The sequence below is a fragment of the Candidatus Methylomirabilota bacterium genome (assembly GCA_035315345.1).
Classification (GTDB): Bacteria; Methylomirabilota; Methylomirabilia; order Rokubacteriales; family CSP1-6; genus CAMLFJ01.
Genome location: DATFYA010000151.1, coordinates 1 through 19,148, shown reverse-complemented (window position 1 = coordinate 19,148; position 19,148 = coordinate 1). Strand labels below are relative to the sequence as shown.

The 19,148-nt window shown below is 70.0% G+C and carries 19 protein-coding genes and 1 pseudogene; 17 read left to right on the top strand and 3 right to left on the bottom strand.

Translation table 11 applies throughout. The features are described from left to right. The 3 genes from VKN16_19885 to VKN16_19875 form a co-directional block, all read right to left on the bottom strand. Positions 1-221 (bottom strand): enoyl-CoA hydratase-related protein (locus VKN16_19885; protein HME96466.1); only part of this gene is annotated, 221 nt, incomplete at its 3' end. A 65-nt stretch (positions 222-286) separates the two neighbouring features. Then, entirely contained in the window at positions 287-445 is a 159-nt protein-coding gene (locus tag VKN16_19880) for a hypothetical protein (protein HME96465.1), read from the bottom strand. A gap of 165 nt (positions 446-610) precedes the next feature. Further along, a complete protein-coding gene (locus tag VKN16_19875) occupies positions 611-1,405 on the bottom strand; it encodes a methyltransferase domain-containing protein (GenBank protein ID HME96464.1) in 795 nt (264 codons plus the stop codon). 187 nt (positions 1,406-1,592) lie between these two features. Here VKN16_19875 and VKN16_19870 point away from each other — a divergent pair, with 187 nt between their 5' ends. From VKN16_19870 to VKN16_19790, 17 genes and pseudogenes are all read left to right on the top strand, one after another. Continuing rightward, positions 1,593-2,579 carry an AraC family transcriptional regulator gene (locus VKN16_19870; protein HME96463.1) on the top strand — a complete coding sequence of 329 codons (987 nt, stop codon included), beginning with the start codon at positions 1,593-1,595 and terminating at the stop codon, positions 2,577-2,579. Between the two features lie 55 nt (positions 2,580-2,634). Then, on the top strand, positions 2,635-4,167 hold the full coding sequence (locus tag VKN16_19865; protein HME96462.1) for a class I adenylate-forming enzyme family protein: 1,533 nt from the start codon (positions 2,635-2,637) through the stop codon (positions 4,165-4,167). Between the two features lie 5 nt (positions 4,168-4,172). Then, positions 4,173-4,583 carry a PaaI family thioesterase gene (locus VKN16_19860; GenBank protein HME96461.1) on the top strand — a complete coding sequence of 137 codons (411 nt, stop codon included), beginning with the start codon at positions 4,173-4,175 and terminating at the stop codon, positions 4,581-4,583. Next, on the top strand, positions 4,580-5,155 hold the full coding sequence (locus VKN16_19855; GenBank protein ID HME96460.1) for an L-2-amino-thiazoline-4-carboxylic acid hydrolase: 576 nt from the start codon (positions 4,580-4,582) through the stop codon (positions 5,153-5,155). Before VKN16_19860 ends, VKN16_19855 begins: the two co-directional genes overlap by 4 nt. An 8-nt stretch (positions 5,156-5,163) precedes the next feature. After that, on the top strand, positions 5,164-6,147 hold the full coding sequence (locus tag VKN16_19850) for a zinc-binding dehydrogenase (GenBank protein ID HME96459.1): 984 nt from the start codon (positions 5,164-5,166) through the stop codon (positions 6,145-6,147). Further along, the gene (locus VKN16_19845) at positions 6,144-7,643 is read left to right on the top strand and encodes a class I adenylate-forming enzyme family protein (protein ID HME96458.1); all 1,500 of its coding nucleotides are present in this window, start codon (positions 6,144-6,146) and stop codon (positions 7,641-7,643) included. Before VKN16_19850 ends, VKN16_19845 begins: the two co-directional genes overlap by 4 nt. Before the next feature lie 5 nt (positions 7,644-7,648). Further along, entirely contained in the window at positions 7,649-8,968 is a 1,320-nt protein-coding gene (locus VKN16_19840) for an extracellular solute-binding protein (GenBank protein HME96457.1), read from the top strand. Position 8,969: 1 nt separating this feature from the next. Beyond that, positions 8,970-9,230, top strand: coding sequence for a nucleoside hydrolase (locus VKN16_19835; GenBank protein HME96456.1), 261 nt, complete (start codon positions 8,970-8,972; stop codon positions 9,228-9,230). 505 nt (positions 9,231-9,735) lie between these two features. Further along, the gene (locus VKN16_19830; protein HME96455.1) at positions 9,736-10,629 is read left to right on the top strand and encodes a sugar ABC transporter permease; all 894 of its coding nucleotides are present in this window, start codon (positions 9,736-9,738) and stop codon (positions 10,627-10,629) included. Continuing rightward, positions 10,626-11,432, top strand: coding sequence for a carbohydrate ABC transporter permease (locus VKN16_19825; GenBank protein ID HME96454.1), 807 nt, complete (start codon positions 10,626-10,628; stop codon positions 11,430-11,432). The genes VKN16_19830 and VKN16_19825 overlap by 4 nt, the downstream gene beginning before the upstream one ends. 11 nt (positions 11,433-11,443) lie before the next feature. Continuing rightward, positions 11,444-12,553: an ABC transporter ATP-binding protein gene (locus VKN16_19820; GenBank protein ID HME96453.1), complete on the top strand. Its 1,110-nt coding sequence runs from the start codon at positions 11,444-11,446 to the stop codon at positions 12,551-12,553. 483 nt (positions 12,554-13,036) lie between these two features. Beyond that, positions 13,037-13,318, top strand: a complete 282-nt coding sequence (locus VKN16_19815; GenBank protein HME96452.1) for a hypothetical protein — start codon at positions 13,037-13,039, stop codon at positions 13,316-13,318. Next, the gene (locus tag VKN16_19810; protein ID HME96451.1) at positions 13,315-14,952 is read left to right on the top strand and encodes a LuxR C-terminal-related transcriptional regulator; all 1,638 of its coding nucleotides are present in this window, start codon (positions 13,315-13,317) and stop codon (positions 14,950-14,952) included. Before VKN16_19815 ends, VKN16_19810 begins: the two co-directional genes overlap by 4 nt. 123 nt (positions 14,953-15,075) lie before the next feature. After that, complete coding sequence (locus tag VKN16_19805; protein ID HME96450.1) at positions 15,076-16,239, top strand: acyl-CoA dehydrogenase family protein; 1,164 nt, start codon at positions 15,076-15,078, stop codon at positions 16,237-16,239. Between the two features lie 61 nt (positions 16,240-16,300). Continuing rightward, positions 16,301-17,053, top strand: coding sequence for a 5-formyltetrahydrofolate cyclo-ligase (locus VKN16_19800; protein ID HME96449.1), 753 nt, complete (start codon positions 16,301-16,303; stop codon positions 17,051-17,053). A gap of 152 nt (positions 17,054-17,205) precedes the next feature. After that, positions 17,206-17,388, top strand: a pseudogene (locus VKN16_19795) (glutaredoxin family protein). 88 nt (positions 17,389-17,476) lie between these two features. Next, the gene (locus VKN16_19790; protein ID HME96448.1) at positions 17,477-19,141 is read left to right on the top strand and encodes an acyl-CoA synthetase; all 1,665 of its coding nucleotides are present in this window, start codon (positions 17,477-17,479) and stop codon (positions 19,139-19,141) included. Positions 19,142-19,148: the final 7 nt, after the last annotated feature.

Genomic DNA, 19,148 nt, shown 5'->3' with positions numbered 1-19,148 from the left:
ACCATGTCGAGATCGCCGCCCGCCGAGAAGGCCCGGCCCGCCCCGGTGACCACCGCGACGCGCGCGCTGTCGTCGGCGTCGAGGGTCAGCCAGACCTGGGTCAGCTCCCAGTGCAGCCGGTCGTTGGTGGCGTTCAGCACCTCCGGCCGGTTGATCGTGATCAGCACGACCCCGTTGGGCCGGCGCTCGAAGAGCAGGTGCTGGTAGTCTCGGTAGTCCATGTCGGGCCGCCTCCTGTCGGATATGAGGTCCGTTGGGAGGCTAGCACGGCTCGCGCGACTCCCGCTCAGGCCACCGCAGCGAGCTGGCCGATGATGGCCACGCAGGCCTCGGCCAGCTCGGTGCCCTTGGTGCGCATGTGCTGCTTGAAGAACTCCTCGTGCACCGCGTGCTCGTGGAAATGGTGGGGAGTCAGCACCGCGGACAGCGCGAGACTGCCGGGCACCGAGAAGCGCTCGACGTCGCCCGGCCCTGTACCCGTGCCGGGCCATCTCGCTCATGGACGCCTGGCGGCAGTGGTCGGTGATGTCGGTGTGCCATGGGCCATGGCGCTCCTCCGTTGAGTGAGGTGTGGCCCGCAGCGTAGACGGCCGCCCCGGCGCTCGCGACCCTAACGCTCGGCCCGCGCCAGGTGCGCCTGGAATGGCAGCTGGACGTGCCCGCCGATCGTGACCGAGCGCAGGGGCTCCGCCATCTCGGCCCGGATCTTTCCGGTCAGGTCCGCACGGGCGCTGGCGTCCAGGTGCTGCATGGCCGGGATCGCCGCGGTGTCCACGTCGATCTCGCCGGCCAGGAAGCCGTCGGGATCCGGGAAGCGGGCCAGGAGCTCGTACGCCTCGATCTCGACGCGCCGGAAGCCGGCCTTCAGCAGCCGATCGCGCAGCCCGGCGGCGTCGCCCAGCGCGAAGATGTCGCGCACGCCCGACGTGCCGAGCCGGCGCTCGATGGCGCGGTCCAGGAGCTGGTAGAACGGGTGGCGGTCCAGCCCCTGCCAGACGCTCAGCACCGCGCGGCCGCCATCGGCGAGCACCCGGCGCATCTCGGCCAGCGCGGCGGATGGATCGGTGAAGAACATGAGCGCGTACTGGCACAGCACGAGGTCGAACTCTCCATCGGAAAACGGCAGCGCTTCGGCCCGGCCTTCCCGCCACTCGATCGAGCGCTGTTCCCGGCCGGCGGCCGCGCGAGCGACCGCCAGCATGCCCGGGCTCGCGTCGAGACCGGTGATGTGACCGTTGTCCCCGACGCAGGCGGCGGCCCGGCGGGCCACGATGCCCGTGCCACATCCGACGTCGAGGACGCGCTGGCCCGGCCGGGGCCGAGCGAGCTCGACCATGCGCTCCGCGGAAGGCGCGAAGAGCACCGGCACCATGTAGCGCTCGTAGGTCTCGGCGGGATTGTCCATGGTGTTCTCCCTTTCGGTCGATGATCGGTCGACGGTGGGCGGAGTGTATGATGCTGGCGTGACCGCGAGGAATGATCGCCGGTCCGGATCCCTTGCCTCGTCGTCCGCCGATCGGCCGGAGCCTGCCCGAGCGTCCGCGCTTCCTGCTCCGGAGTCCGGTGCAGAGGGATCGACGGGCGTCGATGCGCTGTCGGATGTGCTGCGGGCAGTGCGCCTGAGCGCGGCGGTGTTCTTCCGCGTCGAGGCCAGGTCGCCGTGGGTCATCGGAGTTCCCGACGGCGCGACGATCGCGCGGAGCGTGGTCCCGCGCGCCCAGCACGTCATCTCGTATCACGTCGTGACGGACGGCCGCTGCTGGGGCGGAGTGCCGGGTGAGTCCCCGATGGCCTTGGCACCCGGCGACGTGCTCGTGCTCCCCCACGGCGATCCCTATGTGATGTCGCTCTCGAGTGACCTCCGGGGCGGACCGGAGCAGGCCGAGGTGCTGGGCTTCCTCGGCGCGATGGCGGCCGGCCGGCTCCCGTTCACCGTCACCGAGGATGGGGGCGGCGCGGAACGCCTGCAGCTGGTGTGCGGATTCCTCGGCTGCGACGTGCGTCCCTTCAATCCGCTCCTGGCGACGCTGCCCCGCCTGCTCTGCGTGCGCCGGACGGGATCCGCGGCCGACGACCCGCTGGACCGGCTCGTCGAGTTCACGATCGCCGAGTCGCGAGATCGGCGCGCGGGCGGCGAGTGCGTGCGCCTCCGCCTGGGCGAGCTGATGTTCATCGAGGTGGTGCGGCGCCATCTGGCCGCGCTGCCCCCGGAGCAGCGGGGCTGGCTCGCCGGCCTGCGCGACCCGATGGTGGGCCGCGCCCTCGCGCTGCTGCACGAGCGCCCGGCGCATCCCTGGACCCTCGAGGAGCTGGCCCGGGAGTCGGGCGCCTCCCGCTCCGTGCTGGCCGAGCGATTCACTCTATTCGTGCACGATCCGCCGATGCAGTACCTGACGCGCTGGCGGATGCAAATCGCCGCGCGTCTGCTGGCCGAGAGCACCAGCAAGGTCTCCGCGGTCGCTCTGGAGGTCGGCTACGACTCCGAGGCTGCGTTCAGCCGTGCCTTCAAGAAGGCGGCCGGGGTGCCTCCCGCCACATGGCGGCAGCGGCACGCGGCCCGTCCCGCCGGCATGTTCTGATCCCGCCGTCGCCTTGACGGAGCCGCCGGGTCGCGGCACTATCACCCGGACTCGCGTGCTGCCCGACAACCTCGGCTATCTGTTCGACACCGCGCTGGCCCTCACTCCGTCGAAGCCGGCGGTGTTCCAGGGCGACACCGTGCTGACCTACGCCGAGCTGGACGCCCGCTGCAACCGGTTGGCCAACGCGCTGGCCGCGCTCGGGGTGGGCGCGGGCGACCGGGTCGCCCTGTGCTTCAACAACGACGTGCGCTTCCTCGAGACGCTGTTCGGCGCGATGCGGCTGGGCGCGGTGGCGGTGCCGCTCAACATCCGCATGGGCGACGAGGCGCTCCGCTACGTCACCGAGGACTCCGAGGCGCGGGTGCTGGTGGCGAGCGCGGCCCTGGCCGCGCGCGGCCGCGCGCTGGCCGCGCAGATCCCCGCCATCGAGCACGTGGTCGTCGATGCGCCCGCCGGCGAGGGCGCGCTGGCCTACGAGAGCGTGGTGGTCGCCGCGTCGCCCACGCGGGCCCGGCGCGCCACCGCGTTCGACGAGATCTGCATGCAGCCCTACACCTCGGGCTCGACCGGCAAGCCCAAGGGCGTGCTCCTGACCCACGGCGGGCAGATCTGGAACACCGACATCATGCGGAAGGCGCTGATGGCGGACGACACCGAGCGCGCGCTGATCGCGGTGCCGCTCTACCACAAGAACGCGATGGCCGGCGCGGTGAAGCCGTTCCTGCTCGCGGGCGGCTCGCTGGTGATCCTGCCCGGGTTCGACGCGCTGGAGGTCATCCGCGCCATCGCCCGGTACCAGGTCACGTATCTCACCGGCGTGCCCGCGATGTACAAGATGATCCTCGCGGAGGCGGACGCGCTGGCGAAGCACGACGTCTCGAGCGTGCGCTACGCGGTGTGCGGCTCCGCCGAGGTGCCGGACGAGCTGCTGGAGGAGTTCCGGCGCGTGTTCGGCGCGCCCATCGGCGAGAGCTACGGGCTCACCGAGGGCGGGCCGGTGCCGATCGTGAACACGCGCTGGGGGCTCAAGAAGCGCGGCTCCTGCGGCCTGGCGTTTCCCGGCTGCGACGTGAAGCTGGTGGACGAGACGGGCGACGAGGTGGGTGTGGACGAGGTGGGCGAGCTGGTGACCCGCAACCCGGGGCTGGCCGCCGGCTACTGGAAGCTGCCCGAGGCCACCGCGAAGAAGTTCCGCGGCGGGTGGCTCCACACCGGCGACCTGCTGCGCCGGGACGCCGACGGCTACTACTACTTCGTCGGCCGGCGCGACGACATGATCAACGTGGCCGGCGAGAACGTCTATCCGAAGGAGGTGGAGGACATCCTGCTCCAGCACCCGAACCTGCGTGACGCGTGCGTGGTGCCGGCGCCCCACGACGTCAAGGGCGAGGTACCGATCGCCTTCGTGGTGGCCCGCGAGGCGGGCACGATCAGCGAGGCCGACGTGCGGAAGTTCTTCCTGGAGCGCGGGGCGCCCTACGCGCACCCGCGGCGGGTGGTGTTCCTCGACGCGCTGCCGCTGGGCGGAACCGGCAAGATCGACCGCGGCGCGCTGAAGGCGCGGGCGAGGGAGGTGGGCACGTGAACCGGATGGAGCAGGGCGCGGCGGGTTTCAGCCACTCGCCGTTCATGCGCTTTCTCGGGCTCGAGATCGTGAAGACCGAGAAGGGCCGCGTGGAGATCCGACTGCCGTTCCGCGAGGAGTTCCGCCGCGTGGACGGGTCGGACTGGCTGCACGGCGGGGTGGTGAGCGCGCTGGCCGACATTGCGGGCGACTACGCGGTGATGAGCGAGACCGCGCCCGGCGTGCCGACCATCGACATGCGGGTGGACTACCTGCGGCCGGCGCGGCAGGGCGACCTGACCGCGGTGGGAAAGACGGTGCGGGTGGGGAAGACGGTGAGCGTGGCCGACGTGGAGATCCGAGACTCGAGCGGTACCCTGGTGGCGGTAGGGCGGGCGTGCTACGCCTCGCCGCGGCCGAAGGAGGCGACGTCATGAGCGATCGCATGCCCCCGGATACGTTGAACGACATCGGCGTGCTCAAGCGCCGCGAGATCGAGGCGCGCATCCTGATGCCGGTGCTCTCCGCGCTGGGCGACGAGTTCGGCCGCGAGCGGGTCTTCGAGGTCGCGCGGCGGATCATCGTGGACGTGGCGCGCGAGCAGGGCCGGGGGCTGGCCGAGCGAATGGGCGGCGACAGCCTGGGCCACTTCGCCACCGCGCTGGAGGACTGGAAGAAGGGCGACGCCTACCGCATGGACGTGCTGGAGCAGAACGATCAGAAGCTCTCCTTCAACGTCACGCGGTGCCGCTATGCGGAGATGTACCGGGCCCTCGGCATCCCCGAGGTCGGTGCCCTGCTCTCTTGCAACCGCGACTTCGCGCTGGTGGAGGGCTTCAACCCCGACGTGAAGCTGACGCGCACGCAGACCGTGATGGAGGGCGCCTCGCACTGCGACTTCCGCTTCGAGCTACGGAAGTCCGCCCACGACGCGAAACCCGCCGCAGACCGGACGAAGAATGCGATGGGGGGGCCTGGGGGAGGAGCGACGCCGCTCCCCCCCAGATAAGGACAAGTTTGAGAGCTATCGCGATCGACGCCCACGGCGGGCTCGAGCAGATCCGCCTGCGCACCGACTGGGCGGAGCCCACGGCGGCGCCGGGCCAGGCGGTGGTCGAGGTGAAGGCCTGCGGGCTCAACTACCTCGACATCTTCGTGCTGCGCGGGATGCCGGGCCTGCCGGTGGAGATGCCGCGCATCCCGGGCGGCGATATCTCGGGCGTCGTGCATTCGGTCGGCGCCGGGGTGGCGCGCGACTGGATCGGCAAGCGCGTCCTGGTGGATCCACACATCAAGCACGGTGGCGCGCTGGGCGAGCACGCCAACGGCGGTCTCTGCGAGCGCATCGCGGTGGACGCCGACAACCTGATCGCCATGCCCGACGCGGTGACGTTCGAGCAGGCCGCCTCGCTGCCCATCGCCTACGGCACGGCGTACCGCATGATGATCACGCGCGGGAAGCTGCAGCCCGGAGAGCTGGTGCTGATCCTGGGGGCGAGCGGCGGCGTCGGCACCGGCTGCGTGCAGATCGCCAAGAACCTCAAAGCGCGCGTGATCGCCTGCGCCTCCTCGGCCGCCAAGCTGAAGCGTTTGCAGGAGCTGGGCGCGGACCACGTCATCGACTACACCAGGGAAGACTTCTCCAGGCGCGCCTGGGAGATCTCCGGCAAGAAGGGCGTCGACGTGCTGGTGAACTATACCGGCGGCGACACGTGGGTGCCGAGCCTGCGCACTTTGGCCCGGAACGGGCGCTTGCTCACCTGCGGGGCCACCGCCGGCTTCGACCCGAAGACCGACATCCGCTACATCTGGCGCCGCGAGGTCAACATCGTCGGCGCCAACGGCTGGATGCGCCAGGATCTCGAAGCGCTGCTGGCCGAGGTGGAGCGCGGCTCCATCAAGCCGATCATCCACGCGGTCTACCCCCTCGCCGAATCCCGCGAAGCGATGCGCGTGATGGAAGACCGCGAGGTCTTCGGCAAGATCCTCGTCAAGCCGTGAGCGCCCGAGTGAACGTCGGCTCGTTCTCAACCCTCTCCCCGCTGGGGAGAGGGCGGGGTGAGGGGCTAGCAGTCGTCGACCTCTCCAAGCCCACCCAACCCAGCGAGGTGACCTACGCCCAGCTTGACGCCCACTGTAACGCCATCGCCGCCGGCCTGAGCGCCAAAGGTCTCCGCCGAGGCGACCGCGTCGGCATCCTCGCGCTGAACCGCACGGAGTACATGGCCGCCCTCTACGGCACGATGCGCGCCGGCGCGGTCCCCGTCCCGCTCAACATCAAGCTCCCCGCCGAGGCCCTCGCGTTCATCGCCCGCGACGCCGACCTGAGGTTGATCTTCGTGGACTCTGCCCATAGGAAGGTCGCCCCGTCCAACATCGAGACGGTCGACTTCGACGCCGACTTCCCGCAGTTCCTGAAACCCGGCCCGTTCACCGCGGTCGAGCCCGCAGAGGGCGACATCTGCCTCCAGCCCTACACCTCGGGCTCGACGGGAAGGCCCAAGGGCGTGCTGCTGACCCACGCCGGCCAGGCCTGGCAGATCGACGCGCTCGTGCGCGCCCGGCGCATGACGCCGGAGGACCGCGTGCTGGTGGCGGCGCCGCTCTACCACAAGAACGCGCTGGTGTGGACGAAGGTCTGCATGGCGGCCGGCGCCGGCATCGTGCTGCTGGCCCGCTTCGACCAGCGGCTCTACGTGGAGTCGATCGGCCGCTATCGCGTCACGCGCCTCTCCGGCGTGCCGACGATGTTCCACCTGATCCTCGGCGATCCCGCGCTCGCCCAGGTGGACAAGGGCAGTGTGCGCTCGATCGGGGTGGGCTCGGCGCCCGCGTCGCCCGCGCTCTTCGAGTCGCTGCAGCGCACGTTCCCCAACGCGACGGCCACCAACGGCTACGGCGTGACCGAGGCGGGCCCGGTCATGTTCGCGAATCACCCGGAGGGCAAGCCGCGCCCGGCCACGTCCATCGGCTACCCGCTGGAGGGCTGCGAGATCCGCCTGGACCCGGGGCCCGACGAGGGCGTGCTGCTCACGCGCAACCCGGGCGTGATGGCGGCGTACCACAACCTGCCCGAGGAGACCGCGCGGCGCCTCGAGGACGGCTGGTTCGACACCGGCGACGTCTGCCGGCGCGACGCCGACGGCTTCTATTACTTCGTCGGCCGCACCGACGACATGTTCGTGTGCGGCGGCGAGAACGTCTACCCGGGCGACGTCGAGTCCACGCTCGAGCGGCATCCCGACGTGCTGCAGGCCGCGGTGCTGCCGGTCGATCATGCGCTGAAGGGCCAGGTGCCGGTGGCCTTCGTGGTCGCGCGGCCGAGCGCCGGGCTCACCGAGCAGGCCGTCAAGGAGTGGGCGCTCGCCCACGGTCCGGCGTATCAGCATCCCCGGCGGGTATTCCTCGTTGCCGAGCTGCCGCTGGCCGGCACGAACAAGATCGACCGCGCGGCGCTCAAGGCGCGCGCTCTGGCCACCCCCACACCAGGAGGATGAGAGCAATGTTCATCGATCGCCGGAGCTTCGTGAAGGGCGCCGCCGTCGCGGGCGCGGCCGCGGTGGCCCCGCAGGTGCTCGTGCGTACCGCGCGTGGCGCGGACAAGAACAAGGTGGTGTTCGTCTCCGAGGAGTCGAACCCGAAGGCGATCGCGGTCTATGACAGGATCAACGCGGACTTCAAGAAGGAGACCGGGATCGAGGTGGTGATGGAGTATCCCGGCTTCGCCAACATCGCCAAGCGCGTGGCGACACTGATCGCGGCCGGCACCCCGCCCGAGATCGTCTGGTACGGCGCCGGGCAGGCGATGAACCTGGCCATCGAGGGCCAGCTGGCCGACGTGGGCGACGTGCTGAAGGCCACCGGGGGCACCGCAGAAAATCTGCGGATGATCTACAAGGGCGCGGACCGCTCCATCCCGACCAGCCAGCAGTTCACCTACGGCTGGTACCGCAAGGACCTCTTCGACGCCAAGAAGGTCCCGGCGCCGAAGTCCTGGGACGACTACCTCAAGGCGGCCAAGGCGCTCAACGAGCCGCCCGGCATGTACGGCTGCATCGTGCCCTCAGCCGAGACGGGCGCCAGCACGCTCCTGCTCGAGACGATGTTCATGAAGAACGACGTGCACTGGTTCAAGTGGAACGCGGGCAAGAAGGACTACGAGGTGGTGCTGGACCAGGGGGACCAGAAGAAGCGCGCGATCGAGACGCTCGACTTCCTCAACGAGCTGCACAAGTTCTCGCCCGAGGCCAGCACCTACAACTGGGGCGAGCTGATGTCGACCTACTTCAGCGAGAAGGCGGCGTCGTCCTACTACGTGGGCTCGCGGCTGCTCGACCAGACGATCGCCAACAACCCCAAGATCGCCGACGCCACCATGCCGTTCGAGCTGCCGAAGAAGCTCACCGAGGCCTACTACCTCTCGATCCAGGGCTTCCACGTCCTGGACAAGTCGAACGTGGAGGGGGCCAAGAAGTACGTCACGTTCTTCATGAAGCACCCTGACGTCATCAGCTGGTACCACGCGGTGCCGCTGCACATCATCCCGGCCAGCCGCGACATGCTGCACTCGGCCAAGTACCAGGACAACCCGGTGATCCAGAAGCGCATGGACGTGCTGAAGTTCCTCGACTCGGTGTGGACCAAGGGCGTGCCGCTCTACTACTGGGATGGTCGTGAGCTGAACCCGTACATCGGCCTCTACCACAACGAGAACCTGGCCGGCTGGATGCTCGCGATGCGCAACATCAAGGGCATGAAGTCGGACCAGATCGTGGACGAGGCCGCCGCCCAGGTCCGCAAGAAGATGAAGCGAGTGGGCTAGGGTGACCGACGGACCGACGCCGACGGTCATCGATACCGATCCCGGCATCGATGACGCGCTGGCGTTGCTGCTCGCCTGGGGATCCCCCGAGCTCGACGTCCTGGCGCTGACGGTGGTCGCGGGCAACGCTCCGCTCGCCGATACGGCACGTAATGCCGCGCGCCTGGTTGCCGCGCGCCGGCCGGCTCGGGTGCCCCAGATCGCACTGGGCGCGGCGGCCGCGTCCTCGGCGGTGCGGCCCTGCTGGCGCGCGACGATGTAGGCGGCGTACCAATCCGACCAGAGGTGCTTCGGGGCGGTCGACTCGTACTGGCCGTGGCCATGCTCCGTTTCGCGCAGGAGATCGGTCAGCGTCGCGACATCGAAGCTGCTCAGCCCGCGTCCGGGAAGCCGGGTGGTGACCTCCTGGACCATCCAGCCGTTGCCGTCGGGATCGCTGAAGGAAATCCACGAGCTGTAGGAGCGGCGCTCCGGGTCCGGGCCCGGCAGTCGCCCCTGCGTCCCGGTGACCCGCAGCGTGCCGTCGAAATGAAAGATCTCGCTCGGGTTGGCACCGTGGACGACGAGCTCGGCCCGTGCGGCCTGGACGTCGTCGACGATGAGGAGCAGTCCGTGGACCGAGCCCGGCGCGGCGGGCGTGAGGCCCTTGCCGACGTTTCGATCCTGGGCATCGTGACCTCCGCGGTTGGGGAGCGACCTCGAACGAGGGCATAGTCTACCTCAACGCGGGCCGCTGATTTCCGCGGGACGTGGTAGAGTCGCCCGCGATGAGCGCCACCTCCGAGCGGCGCGCGTGGATCCTCGGCACCACCGCCCCGGCCCTCGTCTTCCTCCTGGTCATCGCGTACCTGCCCATCGGCTACGCGGTCGCGCTGTCCTTCTTCAAGAAGACCGCGTTCAACCCGGCGATGACGTGGGTCGGGCTCGACAACTACCGCTACATCTTCAATGAGCCCGAGTTGTGGCACGCCTTCGGCCGCTCGGTGGTATTCACGGCGGGCTCGGTCGGCCTCCAGCTCGTGATCGGCCTCGGCTCCGCCCTCCTCCTGAACCGCGCCTTCGCCGGCAGCACGGTGGTGCGGAGCCTCTTCGTGCTGCCGTACCTGGTGCCGTCCATCGTGGTGGCACTGGTCTTCCAGTGGCTGCTCTCGCAGGAGTACGGCGTGATCAACCAGCTGCTGATGCAGACCGGCGCCGTCTCCCACCCGGTGAACTTCTTCGGCGGCCTCGGCACGGCGATGTGGGCGGTGATCGGCATGGCCGGCTGGCAGTACGGCTCCTTCGCCACGCTGCTGATCCTGGCGCGGCTTCAGTCCATCAACCCGAAGCTCTACGAGGCGGCCGCCGTCTCCGGCGCCGGGCCGTGGCGCGCATTCCTCGACGTGACGCTGCCTGCGCTGCGCACCACGCTGATCGTGATCGCGCTGCTGCGCGGCATCTGGATGTTCAACAAGTTCGACTCGATCTGGCTGGTGACCCACGGTGGCCCGCTCAAGGCCACCGAGACCCTGCCGCTCTACGCCTACCGGCTGGCCTTCGAGGAGTTCGACTTCGGCCTGGCCGCGGCGGCGTGCGCCGTGATGTTCGTGGTGCTGCTGGCGGGCGCATTCCTCTACTTCAAGCTCTTCGACCCCACGCGCGAGATCGAGGTGGGCCGGTGAGACGCTGCGCCCCGCTGGCCCTGCTGCTCGCGGTGCTGGTGGTCGTGGCCTTTCCGTTCTACTGGATGCTGCTGTCGTCCTTCACGCCGCGCGAGGTGCTGTTCAAGCCGCCCTACAAGCTCTTCCGCCTGGATCTCTCGCTGGCGAACTATCGCGAGCTGCTCTTCGCCACCGAGTTCCTGACCTACCTGCGCAACAGCCTCATCGCGGCCGCCGGCGCCATCGTGCTGAACGTGATCGCGGCCACGCTGGCCGGCTACGGCCTCACCCGTTTCGCCTTCCCGGGCAAGAAGGGTTTCGCGTTCGGGACCCTCTTCTCCTACATGTTCCCGCCCATCCTTATGGTGATCCCGCTGTACATCCTGTTCTCCGCGCTCCAGATGCGGAACAGCTACCTGGGCCTGATCCTGGCCCACATGGCCATCAGCCTGCCGCTCAACATCTGGCTCATGTGGCAGTACTTCCAGATCGTGCCCGTCTCGCTGGAGGAGGCCGCGTGGACCTCCGGCGCCGGCCGACTCGCCGCCCTGCGCCAGGTGTGCCTGCCGTCGGCGCGGCCCGGCATCCTCTCGGTGGCCATCTTCTCGTTCGCGCTCTCCTGGAACGACTTCACCTTCGCGTTCATCCTCCAGACCGATCGCAAGATGTTCACGCTGCCCGTCGGTCTGGCCACCTTCGTGGAGCAGACCGGCGTGCACTGGGGCATGGTGATGGCCGCCGCGGTGCTGGTCTCGGTGCCCACGTTCCTGCTGGTGTTCTTCCTTCAGCGCTACCTGCTGAGCGGCCTGCGGACGGCGGGGTAGGGACTCCCGCGATGGCCTTCAAGGTCCGGCTGGAGGGCGTGCAGAAGACGTTCGGGCGCGGCACCCGCGCCGTCCTGGCGGTGCGCGACCTGTCGCTCGAGATCGGCGAGCGCGGGTTCTTCACCTTCGTCGGCCCCTCCGGCTGCGGCAAGACGACCACGCTGCGGATGATCGCCGGCCTCGAGACGCCCACCGCCGGCCGCATCTGGTTCGGCGACACCGACGTGACCGCGCTGCCCCCGCAGCAGCGCGACATCGCCATGGTCTTCCAGGACATCGCGCTCTTCCCCTACATGACCGTGCGCCAGAACATCGGCTACCCCCTGCGCATCGCCGGCCTGCCAAAGGCTCAGGTGGAGGCGAAGGTGGAGAAGGTGGCGGCGACCCTCGGCCTCACCGACAAGCTCACGCAGAAGCCCGGCCAGCTCTCCGGCGGCCAGCAGCAGCGCGTGGCCATCGGCCGCGCGCTGATCCGGGAGCCCAAGGTGCTGCTGATGGACGAACCTCTTTCAGCTCTGGACGCAAGGCTTCGAGTAGAAATGCGCACCGAGATCCTGCGCCTGCACCGGCAGATCTCGTCCACCATCATCTACGTCACCCACGACCAGGTCGAGGCGATGACCATGTCCACGCGGGTGGCGGTGATGGACCAGGGGCGGGCGCTGCAGGTAGCGCCGCCGCGGGAATTGTTCGCGCGTCCGGCGGATGTGACGGTGGCGACGTTTATCGGGACGCCGGCGATGAACATCATTCCGGCTACGGTGGTGGAGACGGCGAGCGGGCTGGCGATCGAGCTGCTGGGCAGGCAGACTCCGGTGGCGCCGCGCCACCACTCGGCCTTGCAAGGATTGAAGCGGGTGGACGTTGGCATCCGACCGCAGGCGTTGCGATTGATTCCGGCGGGGCCCGATCGACCTGCTGGCCGCGTATTTTTGCGTGAGCCGCTGGGCCTGGAGGATGAAATGCTCGTGGAGGTGACCGACGGCACGCGGGTGAAGGTGGTAGCGACGGCCACAGAGGAGTTTCCGGAAGGTGCACAAGTGGGGCTAGCCTTCCGGCCATCTGACCTGTACTTGTTTGTTGCGGAGTCCAAGGGGACGATCTGCTGCGGCATCGACTGAGCAACCGCGGCCCACGGTGACCGACAAGCATCGAGAGACCAGGACACGGGCCAGGGTCTGGACGTTCGACGTTGACCGGAATGCCAGCCGTGCTTACGTTGACGCAGCGACAGTACCCGGCGCCGCCCACTGACTTTGAAGCCACGCCCGAGGTCGAGATTCTGTGGACCCTGTACGGGGACCTTCCGCTCTGTGGGGTACCTAACCGTGGAGCGGGCTGATGGACAGGTCCTCTCGGCGGCCACGCGACTCAAGGGGGATCGGGAAGACACTAAAATGCTCCCACTGGGCGCGCACGCCTCCTGAGCCCTTCCCTCGTTGCCGGCTGTGTTCCCTTTCTCGGCCGCGTACACTCATGGCATGAGCCGGCGAACTATCGCTGGTCGGCTGCACCGCCGGGGTGCCCCCCGGCGGCGGCGAGGCCCCCATTCCCGCCAAGCTCGACGTCATCTTCGTTGGATTGGCTTTGAGATCGCGAACGCTATGTCCACCCTCGCCAACGCCACCTGCGATGGCGTGGCCGACTGCCTGACGTTCCGCGTCCAGGACCTCTTCGACACCGATATCCAGCTCGCCACGGTGGTCACGCTCTTCCTCTCGCCGGAGCTGGATGCGCGACTGCGTTCGAAGCTCACGAGCCAGCTCAAGCCCGGCAGCCGGATCGTGTCCCACCGCTACGGCATCAGCGACTGGGTGCCCGCGTGGCGGATGGTCACCCTCAACGTCCGCGATACCCGTAACGACATCCTGTGGCGCGCGCCGTGACCGCGGACAGCTCGCTCGATCAAGCGCGTGCGGTGTTCGAGCGGCAGGCGTGGGGCGATGCCTACTCGCAGCTCAGCGACGCTGATCGCGAATCGGCGCTCGCGCCCGAAGACCTCGAGCGGCTCGCGATCGCCGCGCACCTGGTCGGCCGCGACGCTGAGAGCGCGGAGGCCTGGACGCGGGCGCATCACGCGTTCCTCGGCCAGGGGGCGGCGCCGGGGGCGGCGCGGTGCGCGTTCTGGCTCGGCTTCACGTCGCTGCTCCAGGGCGAGTCGGCGAAGAGCGGCGGCTGGCTCGCCCGCGGCCAGCGGCTGCTGGACGATGGCGGGCACGACTGCGTGGAGCGCGGCTACCTGCTCGTGCTCCAGGCGCTGCGGCGCATGTGGGAGGGGGACAACGCGACGCTGCATGCCACGTTCGATCAGGCGGCGCGGCTCGGCGAGCGCTTCGGTGATGCGCAGCTGATGGCGTTCGGCCGCGTGGGGGTCGGCGAGGCGCTCATCCGGGCGGGGCGGACGGCGGAAGGGGTGGCCCTGTTCGACGAGGTCATGGTGGCGGTGACCACCGGTGAGCTGTCGCCGGTCGGCGTCGGCATCATCTACTGCGCGGTGATCGGGGAATGCCAGGAGATCTTCGACCTGCGCCGGGCGAAGGAGTGGACGAAGGCGCTCGGCCAGTGGTGTGCGTCGCAGCCGGACCTGGTGCCCTATCGCGGCCAGTGCCGGGTGCACCGCGCGGAGATCATGCAGCTGGAGGGGGCCTGGGCGGACGCCATGCGCGAGGCCAGGAACGCGTGCGACCGGCCCGGCGAGACCGTGGGCCGATCCTGGGTCGGCGGGGCGCTCTATCTTCAGGCCGAGCTGCACCGGCTGCGCGGCGAGCTCGCGCGGGCCGAGGAGGTCTATCGCGAGGCGAGCCAGGCGGGCCGCGACTCGCAGCCCGGTCTCGCCTTGCTGCGGCTGGCGCAGGGCAAGACCGAGGCCGCCGCGGCGGCCATCCGCCGGCTGATGGACGAGGCCGGTGATCAGGCCGCGCGCTCCAGGCTGCTGGCTGCGCACGTCGAGATCATGCTGGCCGCGAACGACGTGGCGGCGGCGCGCGCCGGCGCCGACGAGCTGAACCGCATTGCGGAGGCGCTCGATGCGCCGCTGCTGCGCGCGATGGCCGCGCACGCCACGGGCGCCACCTTCCTCGCCGAGGGCGACGGCCGCGCCGCGCTCACCGCATTGCGGAAGGCCTGGGCGGCCTGGCAGGGGATCGAGGCACCCTACGAGGCCGCGCGGGTCCGCGTGCTCATCGCGCTGGCCTGCCGGGCGCTCGGCGACGACGACACCGCGCAGATGGAGCTCGACACCGCGCGCTGGGTCTTCCGGCAGCTCGGGGCCGCGCCGGACGTGGCCCGGGTGGAGGCGCTGTCCCGCGCGGCCACCGCGCCGCCACCGGGCGGGCTCACCGCCCGTGAGGTCGAGGTGCTTCGCCTGGTCGCAGAGGGCAGGAGCAACCGGGAGATCGCGAAGGCGCTGGTCCTCAGCGACCACACGGTCCGGCGCCACCTGCAGAACATCTTCAACAAGATCGGGGTGTCGTCGCGGGCGGCGGCCACCGCCTTCGCGTTCCAGCGCGACCTGGTCTGACGCCTCTCGTGGTACGAACGTACCACGCTCCTCGACCGTGAAATTTGGCCCGAACGGTCGATGCGCGCGTGAGTGCCCGCGCCTACGGTGTCTCCTGGGATCCAACCTGAAAGGAGACACACCATGGCGACTGCCACCGATCCGAAGGTGACCCGACACGCGTCGGTCCTCGATGCCGTCCGCGCCCTAGCGCCGAAGATCACCGCCCGCGCCGCCGAGATCGAAAAGGCGCGGCGGCTGCCGCGTGACCTGATCCGCGACCTGACCGCGGCGGGCTGCTTCCGCATGCTGGTGCCGCGTAGCCACGGGGGCGGCGGCTTCGACCTGCCGAGCGCGATGAGTGTGATCGAGGAGCTGAGCCGCGCGGATGCGTCGGTGGCCTGGACAACCGTGAACCTGGCGGGCGGCTGGATCAACGTGGGCAGCATTCCCCGCGCGACGTTCGACGCCCTGTACGCCAACGGGCCCGACGTCATCCTGGGTGGTGTGTTCGCTCCTTCGGGGACGGCCGTGCCGGTGGACGGCGGATACCGCGTGACCGGTCGGTGGGCGTTCGCCAGCGGCTGCGAGGATTGCCAGTGGCTGTTCGGCAACTGCATGGAGGACCACGAGGTTGCTCCCCGGCTGCGCACCGTGCTGTTCTCACCCGATCAGACCGAGATCGAGGACACCTGGTCGGTCTCCGGGCTGTGCGGCACCGGGAGCCATCATTTCGTCGCGCACGACGTGTTCGTCGCGGCCGATCGGACGTGCCTGCCCTTCTCGGATCCGCCGTGCCTGGACGAGCCGCTGCTGCGGATGCCCATGCCGCCGGTCTTCGCCTTCGGGGTCGCCAGCGTTGCGATCGGCATCGCCGAGGGGGCGCTGGAGGACATACTCGCGCTCTCGCGGAGCAAGGTGCCCTTGCTCGCTCACACCGCGCTCGCCACCAACCCGCTGTTCCAGAACCAGCTCGGTGCGGCCGACGCGCAGCTGCGCGCGGCCCGCGGCCTGCTGTACGCCGACGCCGCCGCCGCGTGGGGGACGGCGGTGGCCGGCGCCGAGTTCACACCCGAGCACCGCGCCCGCATGCGAGCGGCGACCACCTTGGCCGCCACGACCGCGGCTTCCGTCGTGGACATGGCCTACCACGCGGGCGGCGGCAGTGCGATCTACGCTGGCAGCCCCCTCCAGCGCCGCTTCCGTGACGTCCACGCGATAACCCAGCACTTCCTGGTGAAGCGCGACGTCTTCACGACCGCCGGCGCGGTGCTGGCTGGCGTCGAGGCCGACCTCACCGTGTTCTGACGGGCGGGCTCACTCGGGCGCTCGTCGCACACCGCCTCGCGGGCGGTGGTACGGTCAAGCCGTGGAGACGACGCGCGCCGGACACGCCGCTGCAAGCAAGCAGGCAACGCGGGAGCGCGTCTGGTCGCTCCTCACCGAGCGGCGGGTCGCGCGCTTCCCCGGCGCGGTCGGGCGCATCCCGAACTTCGTCGGTGCGGAGGCGGCGGCTCGGCGGCTCGCGCAATCGTCGGCGTGGCAGGCCGCGCGCGTGATCAAGTGCAATCCCGACGCGCCGCAGCTGCCCGTGCGGGCGCTGGCCCTCGAGCAGGGCAAGCGCGTGTTCATGGCCGTGCCGCGCCTTCGCGAGGAGCGCTGGTTCCTCGAGCTCGACCCGCGGCGGCTCGCGGGCCGCGAGCGCGCGGCGGCCAGCATCCGCGGCGCGGGCAAGCTTGGCAAGGCCACGCTGCCGAAGGACATGCCGAGGATCGAGCTGATCGTCGCGGGATCGGTCGCGGTCCGTCGGGACGGCGCGCGCGCGGGCAAGGGCGGCGGCTTCTCGGATCTGGAGTTTGCGCTGCTGACGGAGCTCGGCCTGGTCGGCCGATGGACCACCGTCGCCACCACGGTCCATCCGCTTCAGATCGTCAGCGAGCCGATCCCGATGCTCGCACACGACATCCCGCTCGACCTGATCGTGACCCCGGACGAAACGATCCGGTGTCCCCGGCGCCACCGCCGACCGAAGGGCATCGTGTGGAGCGCGCTGACCGACGAGAAGATCGCCGAGGTGCCCCTGCTCGCGCGCCTTGCGCGGGAAAGACGCCGCGACCGTTAGAGGCCGGTCGATCGCGAGCTCGAAGATCTGGTAGCGATCCGCGGCGCGCGCCGTGTATTCTTGGCGCAACCCTATCGACAGGAGGCATCATGGCTGACCCTGCGTTGAAGGTTCGAGTCTTCAGCAGCCCCACCTGAGGCCCCTGCAAGGCGGCGAAAGAGTTTCTTTCGTCTCAGGGGATCGCGTTCGAGGACATCAACGTGCTGGCGGACGACGGTGCGCGGGACGAGCTCATCAAGCTGAGCGGGGGGATGAGCATCCCGGTGATCGTGGTCGGGGATCAGGTGGTGCGCGGCTTCAACAAGCCGGTGCTGAAGAGCCTGCTCGGGATCTGACCCCGCCTCCCGGGCTCTTCGTCGGCTTCGGCCAGGACACGTGAGCGCGAGAAGACCGGCGAAGCGCAACACGACGGCCAGGCGCCAGATGCCGGCGAAGGCCAAGGCGTCGGCCCGGCGCGCCTCCCCCTACGCCGCCGGCCTCCCTCGCCGCCCCGCCAACTACGTCCCGCTGACCCCGATCTCCTTCCTCGCCCGCTCGGCCGCGGTCTACCCCGACAAGCCCGCGGTCATCCACGGCGAGCGCATCTTCACGTATGCCGAGTTCGCCGCACGCTGCCGCCGGCTGGCCTCGGCGCTCGCCCGCCGCGGCATCGGCTCCGGCGACACCGTGGCGATCATGGCCCCCAACGTGCCCGCCATGCTGGAGGCGCACCTGGGTGTGCCCATGGCCGGCGCGGTGCTGAACGCGCTGAACTACCGGCTGGACGCGCGCACGATTGCCTTCCTCCTCGAGCACAGCGAGGCGAAGGTGCTGATCACGGACCGCGAGTTTGCCTTGACCCTCGAGGCCGCGCTCGGGCAGAGCCGGCGCCGGCCGGTCGTGATCGACATCGACGACCCGCTCTACGAGGGCGAGGGGCGGCGGCTCGGCGAGACGGACTACGAGGGCCTGCTGGCCGAGGGGGATCCCGACTTCGAGCCGGTGCGGCCGGCCGACGAGTGGGAGGCGATCTGCCTCCTCTATACGTCGGGCACGACCGGCAATCCCAAGGGCGTGGTCTACCATCACCGGGGCGCCTACCTGAACGCGCTCGGCAACGCGCTGGCCTTCGGGCTCACGCCGCGCTCCGTGTACCTCTGGACGCTGCCGATGTTCCACTGCAGCGGCTGGACCTACACGTGGGCCACCACCGCCGTCGGCGGCACCCACGTGTGCCTGCGCCGCGTGGACCCGGCGCTCGTCTTCCCGGCGATCGCGCGGCACCGGGTCACGCACATGTGCGGGGCGCCGGTGGTGATGACGATGCTCATCCACGCGCCCGCCGAGACCAGGACGGCTTTCGATCACGTGGTGGAGTTCGCCACCGGCGGCGCGGCGCCGCCGACGCCGGTCATCGCGGCCATGGAGGCGATGGGCTTCCGGGTCACGCACCTCTACGGGCTCACCGAGAGCTATGGTCCGGCCACGCTCTGTGCCTGGCAGGAGGGCTGGGAGCACCTGCCGCTGCCCGACCGCGCCGCGAAGATGGCGCGGCAGGGCGTGGGCTATCCCACGCTCGAGCAGCTCGCGGTCATGGACCCGAAGACCGGCGCGCCGGTGCCCCGCGACGGCCGGGCGCTGGGCGAGATCGTGCTGCGGAGCAACACGGTGATGAAGGGGTATCTCAAGAACCCGGCGGCCACCGACGAGGCGCTCCGCGACGGGTGGTTCCACACCGGCGACCTGGCGGTCTGGCACCCGGACGGCTACGTCGAGATCAAGGATCGGTCGAAGGACGTGATCATCTCGGGTGGCGAGAACATCTCCTCGCTGGAGGTGGAGGAGGTGCTCTACCGTCACCCGGCGGTGATGGAGGCGGCGGTGGTGGCGCGGCCGGACGAGAGGTGGGGCGAGACGCCGTGCGCGTTCGTCACCTTGAAGCCCGGCGACGAGGGCGATACGGACGAGGCGCGCATCGTCCAGTGGTGCCGCGACCACCTGGCCGGCTTCAAGGTGCCGAAGCGCGTGGTCTTCGGCCCGCTACCCAAGACCTCCACGGGCAAGATCCAGAAGTTCGTGCTGCGGGACCGGGCCCGCGGCGAGGCGTGAGCTTCGC

What these genes read in the sequence shown, in the direction of transcription:
- VKN16_19875 (HME96464.1), bottom strand. Translation starts at nt 1,405, where the DNA reads ATGGACAATCCCGCCGAGACCTACGAGCGCTACATGGTGCCGGTGCTC.
- VKN16_19815 (HME96452.1), top strand. Translation starts at nt 13,037, where the DNA reads ATGTCCACCCTCGCCAACGCCACCTGCGATGGCGTGGCCGACTGCCTG.
- VKN16_19820 (HME96453.1), top strand. Translation starts at nt 11,444, where the DNA reads ATGGCCTTCAAGGTCCGGCTGGAGGGCGTGCAGAAGACGTTCGGGCGC.
- VKN16_19855 (HME96460.1), top strand. Translation starts at nt 4,580, where the DNA reads ATGAGCGATCGCATGCCCCCGGATACGTTGAACGACATCGGCGTGCTC.
- VKN16_19790 (HME96448.1), top strand. Translation starts at nt 17,477, where the DNA reads ATGCCGGCGAAGGCCAAGGCGTCGGCCCGGCGCGCCTCCCCCTACGCC.
- VKN16_19840 (HME96457.1), top strand. Translation starts at nt 7,649, where the DNA reads ATGTTCATCGATCGCCGGAGCTTCGTGAAGGGCGCCGCCGTCGCGGGC.
- VKN16_19805 (HME96450.1), top strand. Translation starts at nt 15,076, where the DNA reads ATGGCGACTGCCACCGATCCGAAGGTGACCCGACACGCGTCGGTCCTC.
- VKN16_19860 (HME96461.1), top strand. Translation starts at nt 4,173, where the DNA reads ATGGAGCAGGGCGCGGCGGGTTTCAGCCACTCGCCGTTCATGCGCTTT.
- VKN16_19830 (HME96455.1), top strand. Translation starts at nt 9,736, where the DNA reads ATGAGCGCCACCTCCGAGCGGCGCGCGTGGATCCTCGGCACCACCGCC.